Genomic DNA, 22,599 nt, shown 5'->3' with positions numbered 1-22,599 from the left:
CCGCACCGCAGTTTCCACAGGTCGCCGCAGGCGGCGAGACCTGCCCACCGATGTTGGTGGGTCGGGAAACCAACCGGCTGCTGTGTTACAGACTCCCGTGACGCGTCAAGCGAGACGGGTGTACCGAGGCCGCCCGGCCAGCCAGCACTTCGGGCCACGGGCAGCCCCGGCCTTATCGAGGGAAGGAATCCATTGAGCGACACCACCGACGTGACGTCGGATGTTTCCAACGTCGCTGGCGAAGCCACCGCAGGCGCCACCCGTCGTCGGCGGACCGGCACCGGGCTGTCGGCGATGCTGCTGCCAGAGTTGCAGAGCCTGGCCGCGTCGCTCGGCATCTCCGGTACGGCCCGGATGCGCAAGGGCGAGCTGATCGCCGCCATCTCGGAACGGCAGGCTGGTGCCACCAACACCGCGGGCGGCGGTGCGCCGCGCCCGCGCGCCGAGGTGTCGGCCGCGGCCGCGCCGGCTCGCGAAGAGGTCCGGGCCGAGGTGCGGGACAGCGCCGACCGGCCGGACGGTGAGCGCCGGGCCGCCGAGCAGGTGCCGGCCGCCGCCACCGCCGCTGGCGGTGAGGGTCGGGTCCGGACGTCGCGCCGGTCCAGCCGGGCCGCTGCCGCCACCGCCGAGGTGGAGACCGAGGCGGCGCCGACGGAGCGGGCCGACCGTCCGGAACGGGCCGAGCGTGGCGACCGCGCGGAGCGGGCCGAGCGTGGCGACCGCGCGGAGCGGGCCGACCGCGCGGAGCGGGCCGAGGGTGCCGAGCGGACCGACGGTGGCGAGCGCGGAGACCGCGCCGACCGGGGCGAGTCGCGCAACGGCCGGGACCGCAACGAGCGGAACGACCGGGGCGAGCGCGGCGAGTCGCGGAACGACCGTGGACAGCGTTCGGCGGACCGGGACAACGACGGCGACGACGACGGTGAGGGCGGCGGCCGGCGCAGCCGGCGTAGCCGCTTCCGGGACCGGCGCCGGGGCCGGGGCGACCGGGTGGAGAACGGCGAGGGCGGTGGCGGCCGGGAGCCGCAGGTCAACGAGGACGACGTGCTCGTCCCGGTGGCCGGCATCATCGACGTGCTGGACAACTACGCCTTCGTCCGGACCACCGGCTACCTCTCCGGCCCGAACGACGTCTACGTGTCGATGTCCCAGGTCAAGAAGTACGGCCTGCGTCGCGGTGACGCGGTCACCGGCGCGGTGCGCGCGGCCCGCGAGGGCGAGCAGCGGCGGGACAAGTACAACCCGCTGGTCCGGCTCGACACCATCAACGGGATGGACCCGGACGAGGCGAAGCGGCGTCCCGAGTTCTACAAGTTGACCCCGCTCTACCCGCAGGAGCGGCTCCGGTTGGAGACCGAGCCGCACATCCTGACCACCCGGGTCATCGACCTGGTGACGCCGATCGGCAAGGGTCAGCGGGCGCTCATCATGTCGCCGCCGAAGGCCGGTAAGACCATGGTGTTGCAGGCGATCGCCAACGCGATCACCCACAACAACCCCGAGTGCCACCTGATGGTCGTGCTCGTCGACGAGCGGCCCGAAGAGGTCACCGACATGCAGCGCTCGGTCAAGGGCGAGGTTGTCGCGGCCACCTTCGACCGTCCGCCGCAGGACCACACCACGGTCGCCGAGCTGGCGATCGAGCGGGCCAAGCGCCTGGTCGAGCTGGGCCACGACGTGGTCGTACTGCTCGACTCGGTGACCCGGCTCGGCCGGTCGTACAACCTGGCCGCGCCGGCCAGTGGCCGGATCATGTCCGGCGGTATCGACTCCACCGCGCTCTACCCGCCGAAGCGGTTCCTGGGCGCGGCGCGGAACATCGAGAACGGCGGCTCGCTGACCATCCTCGCCACCGCGCTGGTGGAGACCGGTTCCGTGATGGACACGGTCATCTTCGAGGAGTTCAAGGGCACCGGCAACGCGGAGCTGAAGCTGGACCGGAAGATCGCCGACAAGCGGGTCTTCCCGGCCATCGACATCCACACCTCCGGTACCCGCAAGGAGGAGATCCTGCTGGCCCCGGAGGAGTTGGCCATCACGCACAAGCTGCGTAAGGTGCTGCACTCGCTCGACTCGCAGGCCGCGCTGGATCTGCTGCTGGACCGGCTCAAGCAGTCCCGGACCAACATCGAGTTCCTGATGCAGATCGCGAAGTCGACGCCGGGGGAGTGACACCTCCGGCATCCTGAGGGCACGTTCGTGGGGCCCGGCCGAGTTTCGGCCGGGCCCCACGCTGCGGTTCCGGGCCGGTTCAGCGGATCAACAGGTCGATCACTCCCGTGTCGCTCTCCGCGCCGTGCCCGTCGGCGAGCCGGCGCGCCATCAGGTCCAGGTACGGCGTCAGCAGTTCCGTGCTGACCCCCTGCTCCCGGGCCGTGGTCAGCAGGGTCTCGTTCGCGGCCACCATCATCGCCAGGTTGGACTCCGTGCCGGTGACGTAGTCGCCGCTGTCCAGTTGTGCGGCAGCCAGGTGCACGAACGGGGCCATCCCGGTGAGCCAGCCCTCCAGCAGCGGGGCGAAGTCCTTCGGCGGGATCTCCTCCCGGCGGATCAGCGCGAAGGCGTGCGCGACTCCGGCGAACATCCCGGTCATCGCGCTGAGCAGCGCCACGTCGTGCAGGGCGGCGAAGCCGTGGTCCGCGCCGACGTACCGGGTGTCGGCCGGTACGGCGAGCACCCGCCGGTGCGCCTCGAAGAGGTCCCGGGAGCCGCTGTAGAAGACGTAGCCGCCGGAGCCGGCGACGCCGATCATCGGTGGTACCGCCATGATCCCGCCGTCCAGCAGCCGGGCACCGCGCTGCTGCGCCCAGTCGGCGAGGGCGCGGGCCTGGCCGGGTGTGCTGGTGGTGAGGTTGACCAGGTCCCGCCCGGTCAGGTCGGCGTCGGCCAGCGCCTGCCGGACCGAGGCGTCGTCGAGCAGACAGGTGACGACGAGGCCGTTCGCGGCCACCGCCTCGGCAGCGGTGCCGGCGACCGTGGCGCCGTTGGCGGCCAGCGGTTCGGTCCGGGCGGCGGTGCGGTTCCAGACGGTCAGCGGATGCCCGGCGGCGAGCCAGGCGCGGGCGAGTGCGGTACCCATGGCACCGAGCCCGAGCAGGGTCAGCGGAGTTCTCGCGGTGGTGTCCTGTTCCATGCTCGTAGACTTGCCGCCGCCGGCCGGGGCGCTCAAGTACGCACTGTGAAGTGGGTGGTTACCCCGGGGGAAGTGAGCTGGTGGGGAGGGGTGGCGATGCCGACGGTACGGCGGCCGGGAGCGCCGGGGGCGTACGTCTGCGGGATCGACGCGGCGATGGCCGTGGTCGGCGGCAAGTGGAAGGTGCTGATCCTCTGGGCACTCGGCGAACAGGTGTGCCGCTTCGGCGAGCTGCGCCGGCTGGTGCCGGGGGTGACCGAGAAGGTGCTCGCCTCGCACCTGCGGGAGCTGGAGGCGGACGGCATCGTGCACCGCGAGGTCTACGACGAGGTGGTGCCCCGGGTCGAGTACTCGCTGACTCCGCTCGGTGTCTCGCTCAACGCGGCGCTGGAGCCGCTCGGCGCCTGGGGCCGGGAGCACGTCCTCGGCGGCGGGTACCGGCCGGCCGGCGCCGACGTGTCGTCCGGGAACGGGACCCGGGGCGGCTGATGGAATTTTCCTTCGGTTCAATCGTCAACTATTGAAACTTCTATACGCCGTCCGGTTGACTACCGGGCATGGTGACCCGCCGCCGAACCGCCCGCCTCGCCGGGCTGCTGCTCCTGGTGCCGTCCCTCACCCTCGCCGGCCCGGTCCCGGCGCACGCCGAACCGGTGCGCCTCCCACCGCAGCCCGCGCCGGCCGCTGGAACCGCGCCGGAGGAGGCTCCGGCCGCCTCGTCGTACCCGGCACCGTCGTCCGCACCGGTCCCGGCCGCCGCTGCCGACGGGCTGGTGACCGACACCCGGACCCGGCCGGTCGCGCCCGGGCTCGACCTGACCTCCTTCGACCGGTACGACGCCAACGGCTGGCTGCGGGCCGACGCGCTCACCGCCGACCTGACCGGCGGGCTCACCGTCGACTACGTCAACTCCGGTGAGGTCGCCCGGGCCGAACCGCTGCGCCGGGCCGTCGACCGGGCCGGTGCGGTGGCCGCGGTCAACGGGGACTTCTTCGACATCAACAACTCCGGCGCGGCCCAGGGCATCGGCATCCGAAGCGGTGAACTGGTCCAGTCGCCGGTCGCCGGGCACCACGAGGCGGTCGGGGTGACCGCCGAGGGCGTGGGCCGGGTGGTCCAGGTGCACTTCGACGGCACCGCCACCCTGCCGGCCGGGCCGGTCACGCTCACCCAGTTCAACAACATGGTCGCGGCCGGCGGCGTCGGCGTCTTCACCCCGCTCTGGGGGTCGTACTCCCGGACCCGGGCGGTCGAGGGCGCCAGCCGGGTCACCGAGGTCACCCTGGTCGGCGGCCGGGTCGGCACGGTCAGCCCGGCCGCCGGCACCGGCCCGATCCCGGCCGGTACGACGGTGCTGCTCGGCCGGGAGGCCGGCGCCGACGCGCTCGCCGCGCTGCGCCCCGGCGACCCGGTCGACCTGCGGTACGCGCCGAAGCCGTCGGACGGCAGCACGCTGCGCGCCGCGATCGGCGGCAACCGGGTACTGGTCCGGGACGGTGTCGCGCAGGAGATCGGTGACGTCAACCCCGAACCCCGGACCGCGGTCGGGTTCTCCGCCGACGGTCGGAAGATGTTCCTGCTCACGGTGGACGGACGCCAGGCGGACAGCCGGGGCGTGACGCTGACCGAGCTGGGCCGGATGATGGCCGAACTCGGCGCGCACAACGCGCTCAACCTCGACGGCGGCGGCTCGTCGACGCTGCTCGCCCGCGAGCCGGGCCAGCCGGCGGTCCGGGTCGAGAACAGCCCGTCGGACGGCTCGGAGCGGCCGGTGCCGAACGGGCTCGCGCTCTTCGCCCCGCAGGGGAGCGGGCGGCTGCGGGCGTACTGGGTGAAGACCGTGCTCGACCCGGTGGCCGCGCCGGGCGTCGGGCCGGTGCGCGGCGGGCGCCCGGACCGGGTCTTTCCCGGGCTGACCCGGCGGCTGTCGGCGGCCGGCTACGACGAGACGTACGGCCCGGCGGCCGGCGCGCCGAGCTGGCGGGCGGAACCGTCGTCCCGGGGCACCGTCGACTCCTCTGGCGTCTTCCGGGCCCGGCGCTCCGGCGAGGTGACCGTCAGCGCGTCCCGGGGCCGGGCGCGAGGTGAACTGCCGATGACCGTGCTCGGTCCGCTGGCCCGGATCGACGGCACGGTCGACAAGGTCGGGCTGGCCGGCACGGGCGGCACCGGGTCGTTCGGCGTGGTCGGCTACGACGCCGAGGGGAACATCGCGCCGATCGAGCCGGCCGACCTGCGCCTGGAGTACGACCGGGACCTGCTGGAGGTCACCCCGGCCGCCGACGGCAGCCTCGCGGTGCGGGCCAAGGCGGACAGCGGCGCCGGGCTGGTCACGGTACGGGTCGGCGCGGTCAGCACGGTGCTGCCGGTGACGGTCGGGCTCACCGACGTACCGGTGGCGATGTTCGACGACGCGGCGAGCTGGCGGTTCAGCGCCGCCCGGGCCACCGGCTCGGCCACCCCGGTGCCGGGCCGCACCGGCACCGGCCTCAAACTGGCGTACGACTTCGGCCAGTCCACCGGCACCCGGGCCGCGTACGCCGATCCGCCCGCGTACATCCCGGTGGCCGGGCAGCCGCAGTCGTTCGGGATGTGGATATACGCCAACGGGCACGGCGAGTGGCCCAGCCTGCACCTGCACGACGCGCTCGACCAGCAGCACGTGCTGCGCGGCCCGTACCTGGACTGGACCGGCTGGCGCTACGTCGAGCTGGCCGTACCGGCCGGGGTGGTGTACCCGGTCCGGATCCGCCGGTTCTACGTGGCCGAGACCGACGCCGCGGCGGCGTACACCGGGGAGGTGGTGATCGACGACATCGTCGCCCGGGTGCCGTCCGAGGTGACCGCGCCGGCCGAGCCGCTCCGCACCGACCGGGTGGTGCTGACCGACGGCAGCGTCGACCGGGCGCCCTGGCGGTTCGCGGTGCTCTCCGACGCCCAGTTCGTCGCGGCGAACCCGGACAGCGACCTGGTCGCCCAGGCCCGCCGTACGCTGCGCGAGGTGAAGGCGGCCCGGCCGGACTTCCTGGTGATCAACGGGGACTTCGTCGACACGGCCTATCCGGAGGACTTCGCGCTGGCCAAACGGATCCTGGACGAGGAGTTGGGCGGCGCGCTGCCGTACCACTACGTGCCGGGCAACCACGAGATCATGGGGGCGCCGATCACGAACTTCCGATCGGTCTTCGGCCAGACCTACCGGGTCTTCGACCACACCCCGCACCGGGGCGGCACCCGGACCCGGTTCGTCACCCTGGACACCTCCACCGGCAGCCTGCGCGGCGGCGGCATCGAGCAGGTACTGGCGCTGCGTACCGCCCTGGAGGGCGCGGCCCGGGACCCGGCCGTCGGCTCGGTGGTGGTACTGGAGCACCACGCGCCCCGGGACCCGACGCCGGCCAGGGCGAGCCAGCTCGGCGACCGTAAGGAGGCGGCGCTGCTGGAGCGGTGGCTCGCCGAGTTCCAGCGCGAGACCGGCAAGGGCGCGCTCTTCGTCGGCGCGCACGTCGGCAGCTTCTCCGCCGACCGGGTCGACGGGGTGCCGTATCTGATCAACGGCAACGCCGGCAAGAACCCGTCGACCGCGCCGCACCTGGGCGGGTTCAGCGGCTGGACGATGTTCGGGGTCGATCCGGTCAGCCCGGCCGAGGCGGCGGCGGCCCGGCGCGACCCGCTGGCCGAGGGGCCGGAGTGGGTGAGCGCGCAGACCCGGGCGCACGTGGACGGGTTGACCCTGGCCGCCCCGTCCAGCCTGCCGGTGGGTTCGGCAGTCGCCGTCACCGCCACGGTGACCCAGCCCGGTGGCCGGCAGGTACCGGTCGCCGCCCCGCTCTCGGCCGACTGGTCCGGCTCGCCGGACCTCCACATCGGACCGGCGCGTGGCCTGCGGCCCTGGCACGCCGCCTGGTTCGACCCGGCCACCGGCCGATTGACCGGGCTGCGCCCCAGCGGTGCCGTCCAACTCGCCGTCACCGTGAACGGGGTGATCACCCGGACGACCATCCCGCTCACCCGCCGGTAGCCCGGCGGACGGACGCAGGTGACCCCGCCACGCTCAGCGTCGAGTTAGACCTGGACGCCAGAGGCGTTATCCGGCAGCGGTAGCGCATCTGGCGTCCAGGTCAGCGGCGGGTGTCCGTGCGTGGCGGCGGGTGGACGGGCCGGTCGACGGAGGAGAAACGGACTAGAAGTCGCCCTCGGCGACCTGGAAGACGGTCAGGCCGAGGCCGCGCCACATCTTGACCACCTGCATCCGGTCGTCGAAGACCCCGACCACCCGGTATCGGTCGCGGATCTCCCGGTCGAAGATCTCCCGCTTCACCACCGAGTCGCGGCGCTGGTCACCGATCGCCCGCATGTGCAGGGCGAGGTACGGCACCCCGACGTGCTCGGCCAGCCAGCGCTCGGTCGGCTCCCGGCAGGACGCGTCCCGCCCGGTGCAGAAGACCACCCCGTAGCCGGCCGCGTGCATGGCCCGGACCGCCGAGATGACGGCGGTGTTCGGCCGGTCCTCGCCGACCCGGGTCATGTCGTACGGGCTGCGCCCGGAGATCAGCGCGACCGTGCCGTCGATGTCCACCAGTACGATCTCCGCCGCCTCGTCCGAGGGCGGGGTGTAGACGGCCGCCGGCCCGCCCGGCTCGACGGTCGGTACCGGCAGCGGCAGTGCCCGCCCGGCCAGGTACCGGTCGTGCAGCCGTCGGATCGCTTCCTCGCCGACCCGGTCCTGCTCGGGCCGCTCGGCGTCGCGCCGGACGCACTCGTCCACCGGTACGTCGGTGAAGTCGTGCACCTCGAACTCGGCCCCGAACCGGGCGGCGAGCTGCGCCCAGTCCCGCAGGGTCCGGGACCGCAGGTTGGTGTCGTCGACGCAGACGTCCGCCCGGGCCCGCAGCAACGCCTCGACCTGGGCCCGCTGCACGACGGTGACCTGGCCCTCGGCCCACTGGGTGAAGAGCCGTTCCCCGTGCAGCATCCGGCGCAGGTCGTCGCGGTTCACCCGGACCACCCCGGGTTGCAGCTTCCGGGCGAAGGTGGTCTTCCCGGAGGCGGGCAGCCCCCGGGTGACGATCAGTCGGGTCATGGTCTCTCCTCGCTCCGCTCGCCGACATCATGACCTTGTCGGCCGCGCTTCCGTGCCGACCTCGGGCCGCGGCTCACTCGCCGTGCTGCGGCGTCCAGTCCGCCGACGGGCGGGCCTGCTGCCAGAGTTGCGAGTGGTAGTCGCGGCCGTCGAGGCGCAGGAAGAGGAAGGCGCGCTCCGGGTGCCGGGCGGCCCGCTCGGCGAAGTCGCGCCGGGTCCATCCGGCGGGCAGCCCGGCCACGATCTCACCGTACGCCTGCTCGATCTTCGTGGCCCGGGCCTCGACGGTCGCGGTCAGCGCGGCCACGACGGAGTCGACCCAGCGGTGGAACTCGTCCGGCAGCGGCGCGACCCGGGCCGAGAGGTCCTGCCCGGTGACGAGGTACTCCCAGACGACCCGGGCGTTGAGCCCGAAGGTCAGCCGGTGCAGCAGGACGTACTTCGGATATTTGATCTTGACTCGCTCGTCGGTGTCCGGCCAGTGCACCACCAGCCCCTCCCGGCCGTCCCGGACCGGCGCGGCCATCGCCTCGGCCAGCGTGCCGTAGGGCAGCCGCTCGACCACCGGGCCGGGCCAGTCCGGTACGGTCTCCGGGCCAAAGCTGCGCCCGGTGGCGATCTCCACCGTGCCGAGCAGCACCAGGTCGTCGAGGCCGCCGTAGTCGAGCACGATCCGGTTCGCCGGATAGACGATCTCGACCAGCACGGTCCGTCCCGGCGGCGGGGTGAAGTCGGGGTAGCGGGTCCGGAGCACGGCGGTGGCATGCCGGGCCTGGTCGGAGGCGAACGAGCCCCGGGTGGCGACCGCGAAGCCGTCGCCGTCCGGATACAGCACACCGAGGCTTCCGTCGGCCTTGTCCGTTATCACCGCCGGTGCGTCCAGCCGGAGCGCCGGTGCCCCGGGCTGGTCGTGGTTGAAGAACTTCGGGTACGGCCGCGCCAGCACCGTACCGGTCGACTCGTCCACGATCAGCCCTCGGCAGGCCAACGTCACCGGCGTCCAGTTCCCCGCGTAGGTGCACGCCTCGGTGTAGTTGTAGATCGCCAGCGGGCGTTCGGGATGCCGCTGGACCCGGACCTGGCCGTCGGCGAGCGCGGCGGCCAGCGCCGCCGGATCGAGGATCTCGGCGAGCCGGGTGGCCGGGGCGAGCAGGGTGGGATCGGAGGCGGAGGTGACCACGGGGTGTGCCTTCCGGCGGGGCGGGAATGCGGGAGGGAGGAGTGACGTTATCCGTCACGGATCACGTGTGCAGCCCGATTTCGGGGTGGCCCGCCCGCCATGGCACACTGGTCAGTCGGCCACCGGTTCCGGTTCACGCCCGAGTCCGTCATCGCCCCGCGACACGCCGAAGTCGCGGTCGACGGATGCCGAGGGCGACCCGGCGACCATTCACGAAAGGACCGAGGCGACATGAAGCCCAACATCCACCCCGAGTACGTGACCACCGAGGTCACCTGCTCGTGCGGCAACACCTTCACGACCCGCAGCACGGCGAAGGGCGGCTCGATCCACGTCGAGACCTGCAGCGCCTGCCACCCGTTCTACACCGGTAAGCAGCGCGTGCTCGACACCGCCGGCCGGGTCGCCAAGTTCCAGCAGAAGTACGCCAAGGTTCAGGCCAAGAAGGCCAAGTAGCCGCGTCGACGGCGCCCGCCTCCGGTTCGTCGCCGGGGGCGGGCGCCGTCGTGCCATTACCACGCGTCCCACTTTCGGCACGCGCGTCCCACGTTCCGGCAGAAGGAGTACGAGCATGAGCGGCGATCGGCTGGCCGGTCTCCTCGCCGAGTACGCGGAGCTGGAACGACGGCTCGCCGACCCGGCGATCCACGGCGACCAGGCCACCGCCCGCCGGGTGGGCCGACGGTTCGCCGAGTTGACCCCGCTGCACAAGGCCGCCGGTGAGCTGGAGCAGGCCCGGGCCGACCTGGCCGCCGCCCGCGAACTGGCCGCCGAGGAGCCGTCGTTCGCGGCCGAGGCGGAGTCGCTGGCCGCGGCGCTGCCCGCCCTGGAGGCCCGGCTCGCCGAGCTGCTCATCCCGCGCGACCCGCACGACGCCAAGGACGTGATCCTGGAGATCAAGGCCGGCGAGGGCGGGGAGGAGTCCGCGCTCTTCGCCGGTGACCTGCTCCGGATGTACCTGCGGTACGCCGAACGGCACGGCTGGGCGACCGAGGTGCTGGACGCGCAGGACTCCGACCTGGGCGGGGTGAAGGACGTCTCGCTGGCGGTCAAGGCGAAGGGCGTACCGGAGGGCGGCAACGGGGTCTGGTCCCGGCTCAAGTGGGAGGGCGGCGTGCACCGGGTGCAGCGGGTGCCGGTCACCGAGTCCCAGGGACGGATCCACACCAGCGCGGCCGGCGTACTGGTGCTGCCGGAGGCCGAGGACGTCGACGTCACCATCGACCCGAACGAGCTGCGGATCGACGTGTTCCGGTCGTCCGGGCCGGGCGGCCAGTCGGTGAACACCACCGACTCGGCGGTGCGGATCACCCACCTGCCGACCGGGATCGTGGTCTCCTGCCAGAACGAGAAGTCCCAGTTGCAGAACCGGGAGCAGGCGATGCGGATCCTCCGGGCCCGGCTGCTGGCCAACGCACAGGAGCAGGCCGACGCCGCCGCCTCGGACGCCCGCCGCTCCCAGGTGCGTACCGTCGACCGGTCCGAGCGGATCCGGACGTACAACTTCCCGCAGAACCGGATCACCGACCACCGGATCGGCTACACGGCGTACAACCTCGACCTGGCGCTCGCCGGTGAGCTGGACGGCGTGCTCGACGCGCTGGCCGAGGCGGACCGCTCGGCCCGGCTGGCCGGCGAGACGGAACTGTCCCGCCGCTGAGCCACGCCCGGCTCACCGGGTGGCCGCGAGTTCACCGCACGGCTGCGGCCCTGGCCCGGAGCATCTCCTGGTCGGCCAGCTCGAAGGCGACGCTCAGCGCGTCCCGCAGCCCGGTACCCGGCCCGCGCACCTCGGCGAAGCCGACGCTCACCCCGACCGGGGTGCCCGGGACGACCGACTCCCAGTCCTCGGCGGTGACCGCCGCGCTGATCCGCCGGCCCACCTCACCCGCCTCGGTCATCCCGGCGCCGGGCAGCACCACCACGAACTCGTCCCCGCCGTACCGGGCCACGAAGTCGCCGCGCCGCATCACCCGGTTGATCACCCCGGCGATCCGTTGCAGCACCAGGTCGCCGGAGTGGTGGCCGTGCGAGGTGTTCACCGTCTTGAAGCCGTCGAGGTCGACCACGCCGATCACCGCCCGCTCGCCCCGGCTGACCATCCCGGCGATGTACCGCTCCAACCGGCGGCGGTTCGGCAGCCCGGTGAGCGGGTCGGTCAGCGCCTCGCCCTCGTAGCGGGCCGCCTCCCGGCGCATCTCCTCGTGCTCGATCCGGGCCGCGATGCCGTCGACGTAGACGTCCCGGAGCCGGTCGTTGCGCTGGGTCGCCAGCCGGAACGCGTACCGGTCGGCCCGGTGCGCCGCCGCGTGGTCGCCGACCCGGGCGTACGCCAGGCTGGAGAGCCGGGCGTGCTCGGCCGCGCCCAGCGTCTCGGCCGAGACGTGCACCGTCTCCAGCCGGGCCAGCGCCTCGGCCGGTCGACCGGCGGCGATGGCCAGGCACGCCGCGCCGAGCTGCCGCATGTCCCGGGTACGCGCGCTGTCCCCGCCGTTGCCGAGCAGCCAGTCGGGATCGAGTTCCGGTACGGCCGACCCGCCGGTCGCGGCGCCGAGGGCGGCCTGCCGGGCGAGCGCGTACCCGTACGCCGCCCGGCTGCTCGGCCGCAACTGGCCTGCGGTGCCGGCCTGGACGAACCGTTCCAGGTCGCAGCCGACGTCCCGGAGCACCCGCAGGCAGCCATCGCTGTCCCCGTGGTGGTCCAGCGCGACCGCGTTGCGCAGCCGGATGCCGGGCGCGGCGAAGGTCTCCTCGGGAATGCCGGCGGCCAGCCCCAGCCGGCGGGCCCGCTCGATGGCGCCGAGTGCGTAGCCGTGGAAGCCGAGGTAGGAGTAGGCCATCGCCAGGTCGTGCCAGCCCCAGGCGGTCTCCTGGTCGGGCTCGTCCACCGAGCCGAGCGCCCGGGCACCCCGGACCAGGTGGGTGACGCAGCGGTCCAGCGCGCCCTGGTTGTGCGCGGCCAGCGCGGCCAGGGCGTGCAGGTGCCCGTGCAGGTACGGCTCGGGCAGGTCCCGGGCGGCGTCGAAGGCCTGCTCCACCGCCCGGGTGTATTCGGCGGTACGGCCCAGGTTGAGGATCGCGGAGAGCCGCTGGAGCAACGCGTCGGCCCGGGAGTACGGGTCGTCAGTGGTGCTGATCACCCGCTCGAAGATCAGACAGGCCTCGGCGGATCGGCTGCTCTCCATGAGCGAACGGGCGTGTCTCAACTCCTCGGCCCGGTCACCGACCCGGTCGAGCCAACTCACGCACAACCTCCATCGCTTCGCCAGTCAGCCCCCGCGGAGTCGAGGAGCCGACCGGTCGCCCGGAGGCACAGTGCCCTCCGGGACGCTCGACCGGTCTGAGCATCCAGTCGATCCGGGTGGAAACGCGCCCGCAACGCAATGATTCCCGGCCGACGTTTCATGATTATGTCGTGACGCGTATTCCCCGGCATCCCCGCGAAGCGACAGAACGGACCCGACCGTCGGTCGCGATCGCGGCCGCGACGTCCGCGCTGGCCCGGGCCGGTGTCGGGCCGGCCCGGACCGAGGCGGAACTTCTGCTGGCGTACGTCCTCGGCGTGTCGCGCGGTGCGCTGGCCGTGGCCGACCCGCTCACCGGCGAGCAGCGGGACCGGCTGGCGGAGCTGGTCGAGCGGCGTACCCGGCACGAGCCGCTACAGCACCTGCTCGGCTCGGCGGCGTTCCGGTATCTGGAGCTGGCGGTCGGCCCGGGGGTCTTCGTTCCCCGGCCGGAGACGGAACTGCTGGCCGGCTGGGGTGTGGAGCAGGCCCGCCGGGTCGGGGCGGCCCGCAGCGGCGCCGACCCGGCCGGCGGCGGGCCGCTGGTGGTCGACCTGTGCAGCGGCAGCGGCGCCATCGCGCTCTCGGTCGCCGAGGAGGTGCCGGAGGCCCGGGTGGTCGCGGTCGAGCGGTCGGCGGCGGCGCTGGACTGGCTGCGCCGCAACGCCGCCGAGCGGGCCGGTGCCGGTGACCGGCCGATCGAGGTGGTGGCCGGGGACGTGGCCGACCCGGAGCTGCTGGCCGGGTACGCCGGCCGGGTGGACGTGCTGCTCTGCAACCCGCCGTACGTGCCGGACGGCACCCCCGTACCGCCGGACGTGGCCGGGCACGACCCGGCGGAGGCGGTCTTCGGCGGCCCGGACGGGCTCGCGGTCATCCGGCTGGTGCTGGACCGGGCGGCCCGGCTGCTGCGCCCGGGCGGGGCGTTCGGCGTCGAGCACGACGACACGCACGGCACGGCGGTCCCGGACCTGTTGCGTGCGCACGGCCGGTTCGTCGACATCGCGGACCATCCGGACCTGGTCGGGCGCCCTCGCTTCGCCACCGCCCGCCGGGCCGACACCCGCCGGTAACCGGCCGGAAGTCCCCGTGCCACGGTGGGCGCTCCGGCGTGGCAGACTGGCTCCTCGTGATGCTCTACGACTGCCGGTCACTGGCGGACCGTGACCGAGGCGTCGCCGCGGCCGTCGAGGCGGTCAAGAACGGCGAACTGGTCGTGATCCCGACCGACACGGTCTACGGGATCGGCGCGGACGCCTTCACCCCTTACGCGGTCAAGGCGCTGCTCAACGCGAAGGGCCGGGACCGGCAGCATCCGCCGCCGGTGCTGGTCGGCTCCCGGCGCACGCTGGACGGGCTGGTCTTCATGCTGCCGAGCACCGCCCGGGACCTGGCCGACGCGTTCTGGCCCGGCGCGCTGACGATCGTGGTCGAGCACTCGCCCAGCCTCCAGTGGGACATCGGCGACACCGGCGGCACCGTGGCGGTACGCATGCCGCTGCACCCGGTCGCCCTGGAGGTGCTCCGGGAGACCGGGCCGATGGCCGTCTCGTCGGCGAACAAGACCGGCCAGCCGGCGGCGGTGACCGCCGAGGAGGCCCGGGAGCACCTCGGCTACGCGGTGCGGGCCTATCTGGAGGCCGGGCCGTGTCCGGAGCCGGTGCCGAGCACCATCGTCGACGTCACCGGCGAGGTACCCCGGGTGCTGCGCCAGGGCGCGATCCCGCTGGAGAAGCTCCGCGACGTCGTACCGGACATCCAGGGCCAGGTGTCCTGAGTGCCGCCGTTCACGGTCCTGCACGTCTGCCTGGGCAACATCTGCCGGTCGCCGATGGCGGAGCGGCTGCTCGCGCTGGCCGTACGGGAACGGCTGGCCCGGCGGGCGGCCGACGCGGACGACGCCGACCGCCTGGTGCACAGCCACAGCGCCGGCACCGGCGGCTGGCACGCGGGTGAGGAGATGAACCCGCCGGCCGCCCGGCAGGTGCGCTCCCGGGGCGGGGACGTGGCCGACTTCGGCGCCCGCAAGCTCCGCTCGGAGCACATCGACGCGGCCGACCTGGTGCTGACCGCAACCGCCGACCAGCAGGAGTACGTCGTGGCGCTGCGCCCCGACGCCGCCGACCGCACCTTCGTGCTCGGCGAGTTCGGCCGGCTGCTGCCCACCGTGGACGCCGCGGCCCTGCCCCCGGCCGACCCGAGCGATCCGGACGCGGTCTACGCCCGGGGTACCGCCCTGGTGGCCGCGGTGGCGGCGGCCCGGAGCGGCTCCTCCCCGCTGCCCGGCGACGACCTCGACGACCCGTGGGGCCGGGGCGACCAGTGTTTCAGCCGGGTCGCCGACGAGATCGAGGACGCCGTCCGGCCGCTCGCCGCCGTCCTGCTGCCCTGACCGGAGGAACGGCCGGCGAGGTGGCGGCATCTCCGCCGGACGTACTCGGCCGGTGTCGCTCCGGTCGGTGTCACTCCGGCTTGTGAATCTGGTCCAGTTTGCCGTGAAACGGGTGCGGCGCCCGAAATCAGCCGTCAGGCTGACAGGGTTCCCGAACCCGGCCGATTGTCCGGGTTGCGTCGATTGCTGTCCCGCCCCGGGAGGTACGGCATGCTCCGGTTGCGGCTGAACCAGCTCTGGACCATGACCCTGGCCGGCATCCTGGCCGGGACGATCCTGGCCGCCGCCGCGCTGCCGGCCGCGGTGCTGCTGGCCGTGGGGTTGACGTCGATCGGCGCCCGCTACGAGGACCTGCCGCAGGACCTGCGCACCCCGCCGACCGCCCAGCGCTCCTACCTCTTCGCCGACGACGGCCGTACCCCGATCACCTCGTTCTACGACGAGAACCGGACGAACGTGCCGCTGGCCCAGGTGGCCGAGGTGATGCGGCAGGCGACGGTGGCGGCCGAGGATGCCCGCTTCTACTCGCACGGCGGCGTCGACCTCAAGGGCGTACTCCGGGCCGTGGTGGCGAACCGGGCGAGCGGGGGAGTGCGGCAGGGCGCCTCGACGCTGACCATGCAGTACGTCCGCAACGTGCTGAAGAGCGATCCCGGGCTCACCGCCGAGCAGCGGGCCGAGGCGACCGAGACCAGTGCCGGCCGCAAGATCAAGGAGATGCGGTACGCGCTCGCGCTGGAGCGCAGGCTCTCCAAGGACGAGATCCTCAGCCGCTACCTGAACATCGCCTACTTCGGTGCCGGGGCGTACGGCGTCGCCGCCGCCAGCCAGCGGTACTTCTCCAAGTCGGCCCGGCAGCTGACGCTGGCCGAGGCCGCCCTGCTGGCCGGGTTGCTCCGCTCGCCGGAGACGGACAGCCCGATCGGCGGGAACGCCGACGCCGCCCTGACCCGCCGCGGCTATGTGCTGAGCCAGATGGCCGAGACCGGAGTGATCCCCGCCGAGACCGCCACCCAGGCCCAGTCGGAGCCGATCAGGCTGCGGCCGGGTGCCGAGCCGAACGACTGCGCCGGCATCCCGGACGGGCGCTCCGACTGGGGCTTCTTCTGCGACTACTTCCAGCAGTGGTGGAACGCGAACCCCGCGTTCGGGCTCACCGTCGACGAGCGGCAGCAGACCCTGCGCCGGGGCGGCTACCGGATCACCACCTCGCTCGACCCGGAGATCCAGGCCACCGCGCTGCGGCAGACCCTGACCGTGTACGACTACTCCGACCGCCGGGCCGCGCCGATGGCGGTGGTGCAGCCCGGCACCGGCCGGGTACTGGCGATGGCGGTGAACCGGCACTACCGGCTCGATCCCAACCCGCCGGGGCAGCGCAACTATCCGAACACCGTCAACCAGTTGATCGCCGGTGGCGGCGGCATCGACGGCTACCAGGCCGGCTCGACGTTCAAGATTTTCACCCTGCTCGCCGCGCTGGAGGAGGGGATGCCGCTCAGCTCGGGCTACCTGGCCCCGTCGCGGCTGCTGACCAGCTATCCGGTCGACGGGCCGAACGCCTGCGGCGGCTACTGGTGCCCGGCCAACGCCAACCCGAGGTGGATGGACGGCTACCGCACCATGTGGACCGGCTTCGGGCGCTCGGTCAACACCTACTTCGTGGCGCTGCAACAGCGGATCGGCGCGGACCGGGCGGTGCGGATGGCCGAGCGGCTGGGCATCGTGTTCCGGGCCGATGACGACGCCCGGCTGGCCACGTACGGGGCGGAGGGCTGGGGGGCGTTCACCCTCGGCGTGGCCGCCACCACCCCGCTGGACCTGGCGAACGCGTACGCGACGCTGGCGGCCGAGGGGAGGTACTGCAAGCCGCTGCCGGTGCTCTCGATCGTCGACTCCACCGGCCGGTCGCTGCCTGTCGCCGCGCCGAGCTGCGGAAAGATGCTCAGGGCGGAGGTGGCCCGGGCGGCGACCGACGCGGCCCGGTGCCCGGTCGGCGCCCAGTCGGCGTACGCCCAGTGCGACGGCGGCAGCGCCCCCGAGGTGACGAGGATCCTCGGGGACCAGCCGGTGGCCGGCAAGACCGGCAGTGCGGAGGGGTACGCCACGGAGACCTTCGTCGGCTTCACCCCGCAGCTCGCGGCGGCGGCCATCGCCGCCAACCCGGACGACCCGAGCGACGCGGTCGGCCAGCCGGTGCAGCGGAAGGTCATCGAGGCGGTCGCCACCACCCTGGCCACCGCGCTGAAGGGCAAGCCGCGGCAGGACTTCACCCCGCCGGGTCGGGAGATCGCCTTCGGCGACGGCCCGGGCGACCTCGGCCCCACTCCGGCCGGGCCGGGCCCCGATCCGTTCGCCCCGGCGCCCGTCCCGACGCCGCCGGTCCCGGCTCCCACCGCGGTCGTCCCCCGGCCGACGCCACCGCCGCCGGCCCCACCCCGGCCGACCGCCACGGTGCCGGGACCGGTACGCCCGGTGCCGACCCCGTCCGGCCCGGTGGTGGTGCCCTAGCCGGCGAGGCCGTCCCCGGCCACGTCCCGCGCTGACCCGGCCCGACCCGCCGGTGCGCTCCGGCAGGTCGGCGGGCGGCGTCCCGGGTACCCCCATAGACTCGGACCCGGCCCAATGCCGAGCGCGACGAGAAGGTGCCGGGGTGAGCGAGCTAATCGAGCGGGCGGGTCGGCTCGGTGCCGGGGAGCCGACGTTCTGGGGGCCGGACTTCGACGAGTTGGCCGGGACCGACCCGGAGATCGCCGAGGTGCTGCTGGACGAGCTCGACCGGCTGCGCGGCGGGTTGCAGTTGATCGCCAGTGAGAACCTGACCTCCCCGGCGGTACTGGCGGCGCTCGGCTCCACCCTGACCAACAAGTACGCCGAGGGTTATCCGGGCCGGCGCTACTACGGCGGCTGCGCCGAGGTGGACCGGGCCGAGCAGATCGGCATCGACCGGGCCAAGGCGCTGTTCGGAGCCGAGCACGCCAACCTCCAGCCGCACTCCGGAGCGAGCGCCAACCTGGCCGCGTACGCCGCGTTGGTGCAGCCCGGCGACACGGTGCTGGCGATGGACCTGCCGCACGGCGGCCACCTGACCCACGGCAGCCGGGTCAACTTCTCCGGCAAGTGGTTCGCCCCAGTCGGCTACCAGGTGCGCCGGGACACCGAACTGATCGACTACGACGAGGTACGCGAGCTGGCCCTGGCGCACCGGCCCAAGATGATCATTTGCGGCGCCACCGCGTACCCCCGGCTGATCGACTTCGCCCGGTTCCGGGAGATCGCCGACGAGGTCGACGCCTATCTCATGGTGGACGCGGCGCACTTCATCGGGCTGGTCGCCGGCCGGGCGATCCCGTCCCCGGTGCCGTACGCCGACGTGGTCTGCGCCACCACGCACAAGGTGCTGCGCGGCCCCCGGGGCGGCATGATCCTGTGCCGGGAGTCACTCGCCGAGCGGATCGACAAGGCGGTTTTCCCGTTCACCCAGGGCGGGCCGTTGATGCATTCGGTGGCGGCCAAGGCGGTCGCGCTGCGCGAAGCGGCGTCTCCGGCCTTCCAGGCGTACGCTGCCCGGGTGGTTTCGAACGCGCAGGCACTGGCCGCCGCCCTCGCGGCAGAGGGGATGCGCCCGGTCTCCGGTGGCACCGACACCCATCTCGCGCTGATCGACCTGCGCGAGGCCGGGATCACCGGTCGGGACGCCGAGGCGCGGTGCGACGCCGCCGCGATCACCCTGAACAAGAACGCCATCCCGTACGACCCGCAGAAGCCGATGATCGCCTCCGGCATCCGGGTCGGCACCCCGAGCGTCACCACCCAGGGCATGGGCGAGCCGGAGATGCGCCGGATCGGCGAACTGATCTCCCGGGCCGTCCGGACCGACCCAGCCGCGCCCGGCGGTGCCGACGCCCTCGCCGCGATCGGCGCGGACGTCGCCGACCTGGTGGCCGCGTTCCCGGCGTACCCCCGTGGCTGAGCGCGCGGAGCCGGTCGAGGTGGCGGACCGGCCGGCGGAGCCGGAGGTGGCCACCGCGGGCGGAGCCGGCGGGTCGCCGCCGGCCGGCGGGACCGGTGCGCCGGACCGGCACTGGCGGCTGGCGCATCTGCCGGTGGTGCTCGGGGCGTCGGCGGGCCTGCTGGTCCTGGCCACCGTGCTCGGTGCCCTGCTGGGCGGCGGGGTCGGCGCGGCCGGTGCGGCGGCCGGGGTCGGCCTGGTCACGCTGAGTTATCTGGCCTCCACGTTGGTGATCGCCTGGGCCGACTCCGTCCATCCCACCCTGGTGCTGCCGTTCGGTGTGGCGATGTACGTCGCCAAGTTCAGCGTGATCGGCGTGGTGATGGCCGGGGTCGCCGGCCGGGGCTGGGCCGGGCTGGAGCCGTTCGGCTGGGGAGTCCTCGCCGGGGTGGTGGCCTGGACCGGGGCGAACATCTGGTGGGTGGCCACCGTGCACGCCGTACGGACGCACCGGCCGCCCGAGGCGTGATCCGGGTCACCCGTCTCGGGTTGGACCTGCTCCGAGTCCCGTTGACGGGACGGCACAGGAAACTGTCAGTGATCGGTCATTTTCCCGGTGGCGGAACCGGAGTAGCGTGCCCACAGACGACGCGCCCGCCCAGAGGCCCACACAACGAGGTTGTGCGGGGGGTGAGGCACAGCCTCGTATCCCCGGCTGATATCGTTCGGCCGTCATGACCGGTGACCAAACCCCCCAACCCCCCAGCGGCTCGGGCACTCCCGAGGCCGGTGAGGGTTGGACCGCGCTGGCATACCTCATCGGAGGTCTGGCGGTGTGGGGCTGCATCGGTTGGTTGGTCGACCAGTGGCTCGACACCGGTGGTCTGGCCACCGGGATCGGGTTCCTGCTCGGCGGGGCCGGGGGCGTCTACCTGGTCATCCGCCGACTCGGCACCCCTAGCTAGGGAAGGGACGCGGTGATCGGAAAGTCGATCGTCCTCGCGGAGGACGGCAAGGTTCCGTTTCCACCCAGCGTGGAAGACTTCTTTCTGCCGAGCATCGTGCCGTGGGGCGCGCACAACTCGTACTGGATCACGAAGTTCACGGCGCTGATCTGGCTGGGCGCCGCCCTGCTCATCATCTTCTTCCTGGTCACCTACCGGAACCCGAAGCTGGTGCCGACGAAGAGCCAGTGGATCGCCGAGTCGATCTACGGCTTCGTCCGGAACAACATCGCGGTCGACATGATCGGGCACCGGGGCGTCGCCTTCGCGCCGTACCTCGCGACGCTGTTCTGCTTCATCTTCATCAACAACCTGTGGCAGATCATTCCGTTCGTGCAGATCTCGCCGATGGCGCACATCGCGTTCCCGACGATCCTGGCGATCATCAGCTACGTGATGTTCATCTGGGTGGGCATCCGGCACCACGGTTTCGCAAAGTTCTTCAAGCATTCACTTATGCCGCCGGCGCCGTGGTTCATGCAGCCGCTGCTGATCCCGATCGAACTCTTCTCGACGTTCATCGCCCGGCCCGTGTCGCTGGCACTGCGGTTGTTCGCCAATCTGTTCGCCGGGCACATCATCCTGCTGGTCTTCACCCTCGGCGGCTTTGTCCTGCTGAATTCGGAGTCGTTCTTCCTGAAGCCGATCTCGGTGCTCTCCTGGGCGGTGTCGATCGCGATCACCTTCCTGGAGGCGCTGGTCATCGTCTTGCAGGCCTACATCTTCACCGTGCTGACCGCCAGCTACGTGCAGGGCGCGCTCGCCGAGGAACACTGACGCACCCGACGAACACCGACCCGAACACAACCGCACACCCGTTGTCGTCCCGCGTGAGCCGTCACGCGTGATTCCAGGAGGAACCAACCAATGTTGTCGTCGACCCTCGCCGCCGTTGAAATCACCGGCAACCTCAGCGCCATCGGCTACGGCCTCGCGGCCATCGGCCCGGGTATCGGTGTCGGCCTGGTCTTCAGCGCCTACATCCAGTCGACCGCCCGGCAGCCCGAGTCGTCCCGGCTGACGCTGCCGTACGTCTGGATCGGCTTCGCCGTCATCGAGCTGCTGGCGCTGCTGGGCATCGCCTTCGGCTACGCCTTCTCCGTATAGCCGTTCCCTCGAAACGGGAGGTTCCGATGTTCGTCTACTTGGCCGCGGAGGGCGGCACCGAGCACAACCCGATCATCCCGCTCTGGCAGGAGATCGTCATTGGCTCGATCGCCTTCGCCATCCTCTGCTTCATGCTGATGAAGTTCGTCTTCCCGCGGATGGAGCAGACCTTCCAGGCTCGGGTGGACGCGATCGAGGGCGGGATCAAGCGCGCCGAGGCCGCCCAGGCCGAGGCCAACCAGCTCCTCGAGCAGTACCGCGCACAGCTCGCCGAGGCGCGGACCGACGCGGCGAAGATCCGCGACGACGCCCGGGCCGACGCCGAGGGCATCCGGCAGGACGTCCTGGCCAAGGCTCGGGAGGAGTCCGACCGGATCATCGCGGCCGGCAAGGAGCAGCTCGCCGCCGAGCGGGCCACCATCGTGCGCGAGCTGCGTACCGAGGTGGGCACGATCGCGGTCGACCTGGCCAGCCGGATCGTCGGTGAGTCGCTGGCCGACGAGGCGCGGCGCAAGGGCACCGTCGAGCGGTTCCTGGCCGACCTGGAAGGCGTCGGCGCCGGCAACGGCTCGGCCAACGGCTCCGCCGTACGGGCGAGCTGATGCAGGCCGCCAGCCGGGAGTCGTACGCCGCCGCACGGCAGCGTCTCGACGCGTACGCCGGCCAGACGGATGCGGACCGGATCGTCGCCACCGGTGACGAACTCGGGTCGGTCGCCGGCCTGCTGCGGCGCGAGCCGCGGTTGCGCCGGGCGCTCTCCGACCCGGCACGGGCCGGCGAGGACCGGGCCGCGCTGCTGGAGTCGCTGGTCGGCGACAAGGTCGGCGCGGACGCCAGGGAGCTGCTCGGGGTGCTGGTCTCCGGCCGCTGGTCGGCGCCGTCCGAGCTGCTCAGCGCCACCGAGCGGCTCGGGGTGGAGGCGCTGCTCGCCAGCGCCGACCGGGCCGGCGACCTGGGTGAGGTGGAGGACGAGCTGTTCCGCTTCGGTCAGGTGGTCGCCGCCGACGCGGAGCTGAGCAACACGCTCTCCGACCCGATCGCGCCGGTGGCGCAGCGGGCCGAGCTGACCGGCGCGCTGCTGTCCGGCAAGGCCAAACCGGTGACGGTCAAGCTGGTCGAGGTCGCGCTCGCCGGGTTCGGCGGGCGCTCCTTCTCCGGGGCGCTGACCCGGCTGGTCGAGCTGGCCGCCGACCGGCGGGACCGTCAGGTGGCGTACGTCACCGTCGCGGCCCCGCTGGCCGAGGAGGAGGAGCACCGGTTGGGGCGCAAGCTCACCGAGCTATACGGTCGGGAGGTCAGCGTCAAGCAGACGGTGGATCCGGCCGTGCTGGGCGGGCTGCGCGTCCAGATCGGCTCCGATCTCTACGACGGCACGATCCTGCGCCGCCTCACCGACACCAGAAACGCGCTCGCGCGGGGCTGACCACCACTGACGCCTCCGCGCAGCGCCGAGAAGACATCCA

At 72.9% G+C, this 22,599-nt stretch carries 20 protein-coding genes; 16 read left to right on the top strand and 4 right to left on the bottom strand.

What is annotated here, in order from left to right; all coding sequences use genetic code 11:
* Window positions 1-192 precede the first annotated feature (192 nt).
* Window positions 193-2,172, top strand: a complete 1,980-nt coding sequence (gene rho / locus ACSMXO_RS37065; protein WP_455415573.1) for a transcription termination factor Rho — start codon at window positions 193-195, stop codon at window positions 2,170-2,172.
* A gap of 79 nt (window positions 2,173-2,251) precedes the next feature.
* On the opposite strand, the gene ACSMXO_RS37060 is transcribed toward rho, so the two are convergent.
* Window positions 2,252-3,133 carry an NAD(P)-dependent oxidoreductase gene (locus tag ACSMXO_RS37060; protein WP_455415572.1) on the bottom strand — a complete coding sequence of 294 codons (882 nt, stop codon included), beginning with the start codon at window positions 3,131-3,133 and terminating at the stop codon, window positions 2,252-2,254.
* A gap of 72 nt (window positions 3,134-3,205) precedes the next feature.
* Here ACSMXO_RS37060 and ACSMXO_RS37055 point away from each other — a divergent pair, with 72 nt between their 5' ends.
* Window positions 3,206-3,622 carry a winged helix-turn-helix transcriptional regulator gene (locus tag ACSMXO_RS37055; protein WP_455415571.1) on the top strand — a complete coding sequence of 139 codons (417 nt, stop codon included), beginning with the start codon at window positions 3,206-3,208 and terminating at the stop codon, window positions 3,620-3,622.
* 68 nt (window positions 3,623-3,690) lie between these two features.
* Window positions 3,691-7,155 carry a phosphodiester glycosidase family protein gene (locus ACSMXO_RS37050; protein ID WP_455415570.1) on the top strand — a complete coding sequence of 1,155 codons (3,465 nt, stop codon included), beginning with the start codon at window positions 3,691-3,693 and terminating at the stop codon, window positions 7,153-7,155.
* Window positions 7,156-7,317: 162 nt separating this feature from the next.
* Here the strand turns inward: ACSMXO_RS37050 and ACSMXO_RS37045 are convergent, their stop codons facing one another.
* On the bottom strand, window positions 7,318-8,217 hold the full coding sequence (locus tag ACSMXO_RS37045) for a phosphatase domain-containing protein (RefSeq protein WP_346260870.1): 900 nt from the start codon (window positions 8,215-8,217) through the stop codon (window positions 7,318-7,320).
* 73 nt (window positions 8,218-8,290) lie between these two features.
* Window positions 8,291-9,397, bottom strand: coding sequence for an RNA ligase (locus ACSMXO_RS37040; protein ID WP_455415569.1), 1,107 nt, complete (start codon window positions 9,395-9,397; stop codon window positions 8,291-8,293).
* Window positions 9,398-9,628: 231 nt separating this feature from the next.
* Here ACSMXO_RS37040 and rpmE point away from each other — a divergent pair, with 231 nt between their 5' ends.
* Window positions 9,629-9,853 carry a 50S ribosomal protein L31 gene (gene rpmE, locus ACSMXO_RS37035; protein WP_203867866.1) on the top strand — a complete coding sequence of 75 codons (225 nt, stop codon included), beginning with the start codon at window positions 9,629-9,631 and terminating at the stop codon, window positions 9,851-9,853.
* Between the two features lie 115 nt (window positions 9,854-9,968).
* The gene (prfA, locus tag ACSMXO_RS37030; RefSeq protein WP_346260868.1) at window positions 9,969-11,057 is read left to right on the top strand and encodes a peptide chain release factor 1; all 1,089 of its coding nucleotides are present in this window, start codon (window positions 9,969-9,971) and stop codon (window positions 11,055-11,057) included.
* Window positions 11,058-11,088: 31 nt separating this feature from the next.
* On the opposite strand, the gene ACSMXO_RS37025 is transcribed toward prfA, so the two are convergent.
* A complete protein-coding gene (locus ACSMXO_RS37025) occupies window positions 11,089-12,642 on the bottom strand; it encodes a GGDEF domain-containing protein (protein ID WP_346260867.1) in 1,554 nt (517 codons plus the stop codon).
* Window positions 12,643-12,812: 170 nt separating this feature from the next.
* Here ACSMXO_RS37025 and prmC point away from each other — a divergent pair, with 170 nt between their 5' ends.
* The 11 genes from prmC to ACSMXO_RS36970 all read left to right on the top strand — a co-directional run bounded on the left by prmC (window position 12,813) and on the right by ACSMXO_RS36970 (window position 22,559).
* Window positions 12,813-13,754, top strand: a complete 942-nt coding sequence (gene prmC, locus ACSMXO_RS37020; protein ID WP_455415568.1) for a peptide chain release factor N(5)-glutamine methyltransferase — start codon at window positions 12,813-12,815, stop codon at window positions 13,752-13,754.
* Between the two features lie 59 nt (window positions 13,755-13,813).
* Complete coding sequence (locus tag ACSMXO_RS37015) at window positions 13,814-14,458, top strand: L-threonylcarbamoyladenylate synthase (RefSeq protein WP_346260911.1); 645 nt, start codon at window positions 13,814-13,816, stop codon at window positions 14,456-14,458.
* Window positions 14,459-15,073 carry an arsenate reductase/protein-tyrosine-phosphatase family protein gene (locus ACSMXO_RS37010; RefSeq protein WP_432877694.1) on the top strand — a complete coding sequence of 205 codons (615 nt, stop codon included), beginning with the start codon at window positions 14,459-14,461 and terminating at the stop codon, window positions 15,071-15,073. It abuts the gene before it with no gap.
* A gap of 210 nt (window positions 15,074-15,283) precedes the next feature.
* Window positions 15,284-17,584: a transglycosylase domain-containing protein gene (locus ACSMXO_RS37005; protein ID WP_455415567.1), complete on the top strand. Its 2,301-nt coding sequence runs from the start codon at window positions 15,284-15,286 to the stop codon at window positions 17,582-17,584.
* 142 nt (window positions 17,585-17,726) lie between these two features.
* On the top strand, window positions 17,727-19,046 hold the full coding sequence (locus ACSMXO_RS37000; RefSeq protein WP_455415566.1) for a serine hydroxymethyltransferase: 1,320 nt from the start codon (window positions 17,727-17,729) through the stop codon (window positions 19,044-19,046).
* A 46-nt stretch (window positions 19,047-19,092) separates the two neighbouring features.
* On the top strand, window positions 19,093-19,554 hold the full coding sequence (locus ACSMXO_RS36995; protein WP_455419401.1) for a hypothetical protein: 462 nt from the start codon (window positions 19,093-19,095) through the stop codon (window positions 19,552-19,554).
* 205 nt (window positions 19,555-19,759) lie between these two features.
* On the top strand, window positions 19,760-19,990 hold the full coding sequence (locus ACSMXO_RS36990; RefSeq protein ID WP_346260862.1) for an AtpZ/AtpI family protein: 231 nt from the start codon (window positions 19,760-19,762) through the stop codon (window positions 19,988-19,990).
* A 12-nt stretch (window positions 19,991-20,002) separates the two neighbouring features.
* Window positions 20,003-20,806 carry a F0F1 ATP synthase subunit A gene (atpB, locus tag ACSMXO_RS36985; RefSeq protein ID WP_455415565.1) on the top strand — a complete coding sequence of 268 codons (804 nt, stop codon included), beginning with the start codon at window positions 20,003-20,005 and terminating at the stop codon, window positions 20,804-20,806.
* Window positions 20,807-20,896: 90 nt separating this feature from the next.
* A complete protein-coding gene (locus ACSMXO_RS36980) occupies window positions 20,897-21,136 on the top strand; it encodes an ATP synthase subunit c family protein (protein ID WP_346260860.1) in 240 nt (79 codons plus the stop codon).
* A 26-nt stretch (window positions 21,137-21,162) separates the two neighbouring features.
* On the top strand, window positions 21,163-21,738 hold the full coding sequence (locus tag ACSMXO_RS36975) for a F0F1 ATP synthase subunit B (RefSeq protein WP_346260859.1): 576 nt from the start codon (window positions 21,163-21,165) through the stop codon (window positions 21,736-21,738).
* Entirely contained in the window at window positions 21,738-22,559 is an 822-nt protein-coding gene (locus tag ACSMXO_RS36970; RefSeq protein ID WP_455415564.1) for a F0F1 ATP synthase subunit delta, read from the top strand. The genes ACSMXO_RS36975 and ACSMXO_RS36970 overlap by 1 nt, the downstream gene beginning before the upstream one ends.
* Window positions 22,560-22,599: the final 40 nt, after the last annotated feature.

The sequence above is a fragment of the Plantactinospora sp. DSM 117369 genome (assembly GCF_053764795.1).
The sequence above is the reverse complement of the archived record's forward strand: the minus strand, read 5'-3'. Positions and strand labels throughout refer to the sequence as shown.

Excerpts from the sequence above, each read along its gene's own strand:
- ACSMXO_RS37045 (WP_346260870.1), bottom strand. The coding sequence starts at position 8,217 with ATGACCCGACTGATCGTCACCCGGGGGCTGCCCGCCTCCGGGAAGACC.
- prfA (WP_346260868.1), top strand. The coding sequence starts at position 9,969 with ATGAGCGGCGATCGGCTGGCCGGTCTCCTCGCCGAGTACGCGGAGCTG.
- ACSMXO_RS36990 (WP_346260862.1), top strand. The coding sequence starts at position 19,760 with ATGACCGGTGACCAAACCCCCCAACCCCCCAGCGGCTCGGGCACTCCC.
- ACSMXO_RS37015 (WP_346260911.1), top strand. The coding sequence starts at position 13,814 with ATGCTCTACGACTGCCGGTCACTGGCGGACCGTGACCGAGGCGTCGCC.
- rpmE (WP_203867866.1), top strand. The coding sequence starts at position 9,629 with ATGAAGCCCAACATCCACCCCGAGTACGTGACCACCGAGGTCACCTGC.
- ACSMXO_RS36980 (WP_346260860.1), top strand. The coding sequence starts at position 20,897 with ATGTTGTCGTCGACCCTCGCCGCCGTTGAAATCACCGGCAACCTCAGC.
- ACSMXO_RS37005 (WP_455415567.1), top strand. The coding sequence starts at position 15,284 with ATGCTCCGGTTGCGGCTGAACCAGCTCTGGACCATGACCCTGGCCGGC.
- ACSMXO_RS37050 (WP_455415570.1), top strand. The coding sequence starts at position 3,691 with ATGGTGACCCGCCGCCGAACCGCCCGCCTCGCCGGGCTGCTGCTCCTG.
- ACSMXO_RS37060 (WP_455415572.1), bottom strand. The coding sequence starts at position 3,133 with ATGGAACAGGACACCACCGCGAGAACTCCGCTGACCCTGCTCGGGCTC.
- ACSMXO_RS36970 (WP_455415564.1), top strand. The coding sequence starts at position 21,738 with ATGCAGGCCGCCAGCCGGGAGTCGTACGCCGCCGCACGGCAGCGTCTC.
- ACSMXO_RS36975 (WP_346260859.1), top strand. The coding sequence starts at position 21,163 with ATGTTCGTCTACTTGGCCGCGGAGGGCGGCACCGAGCACAACCCGATC.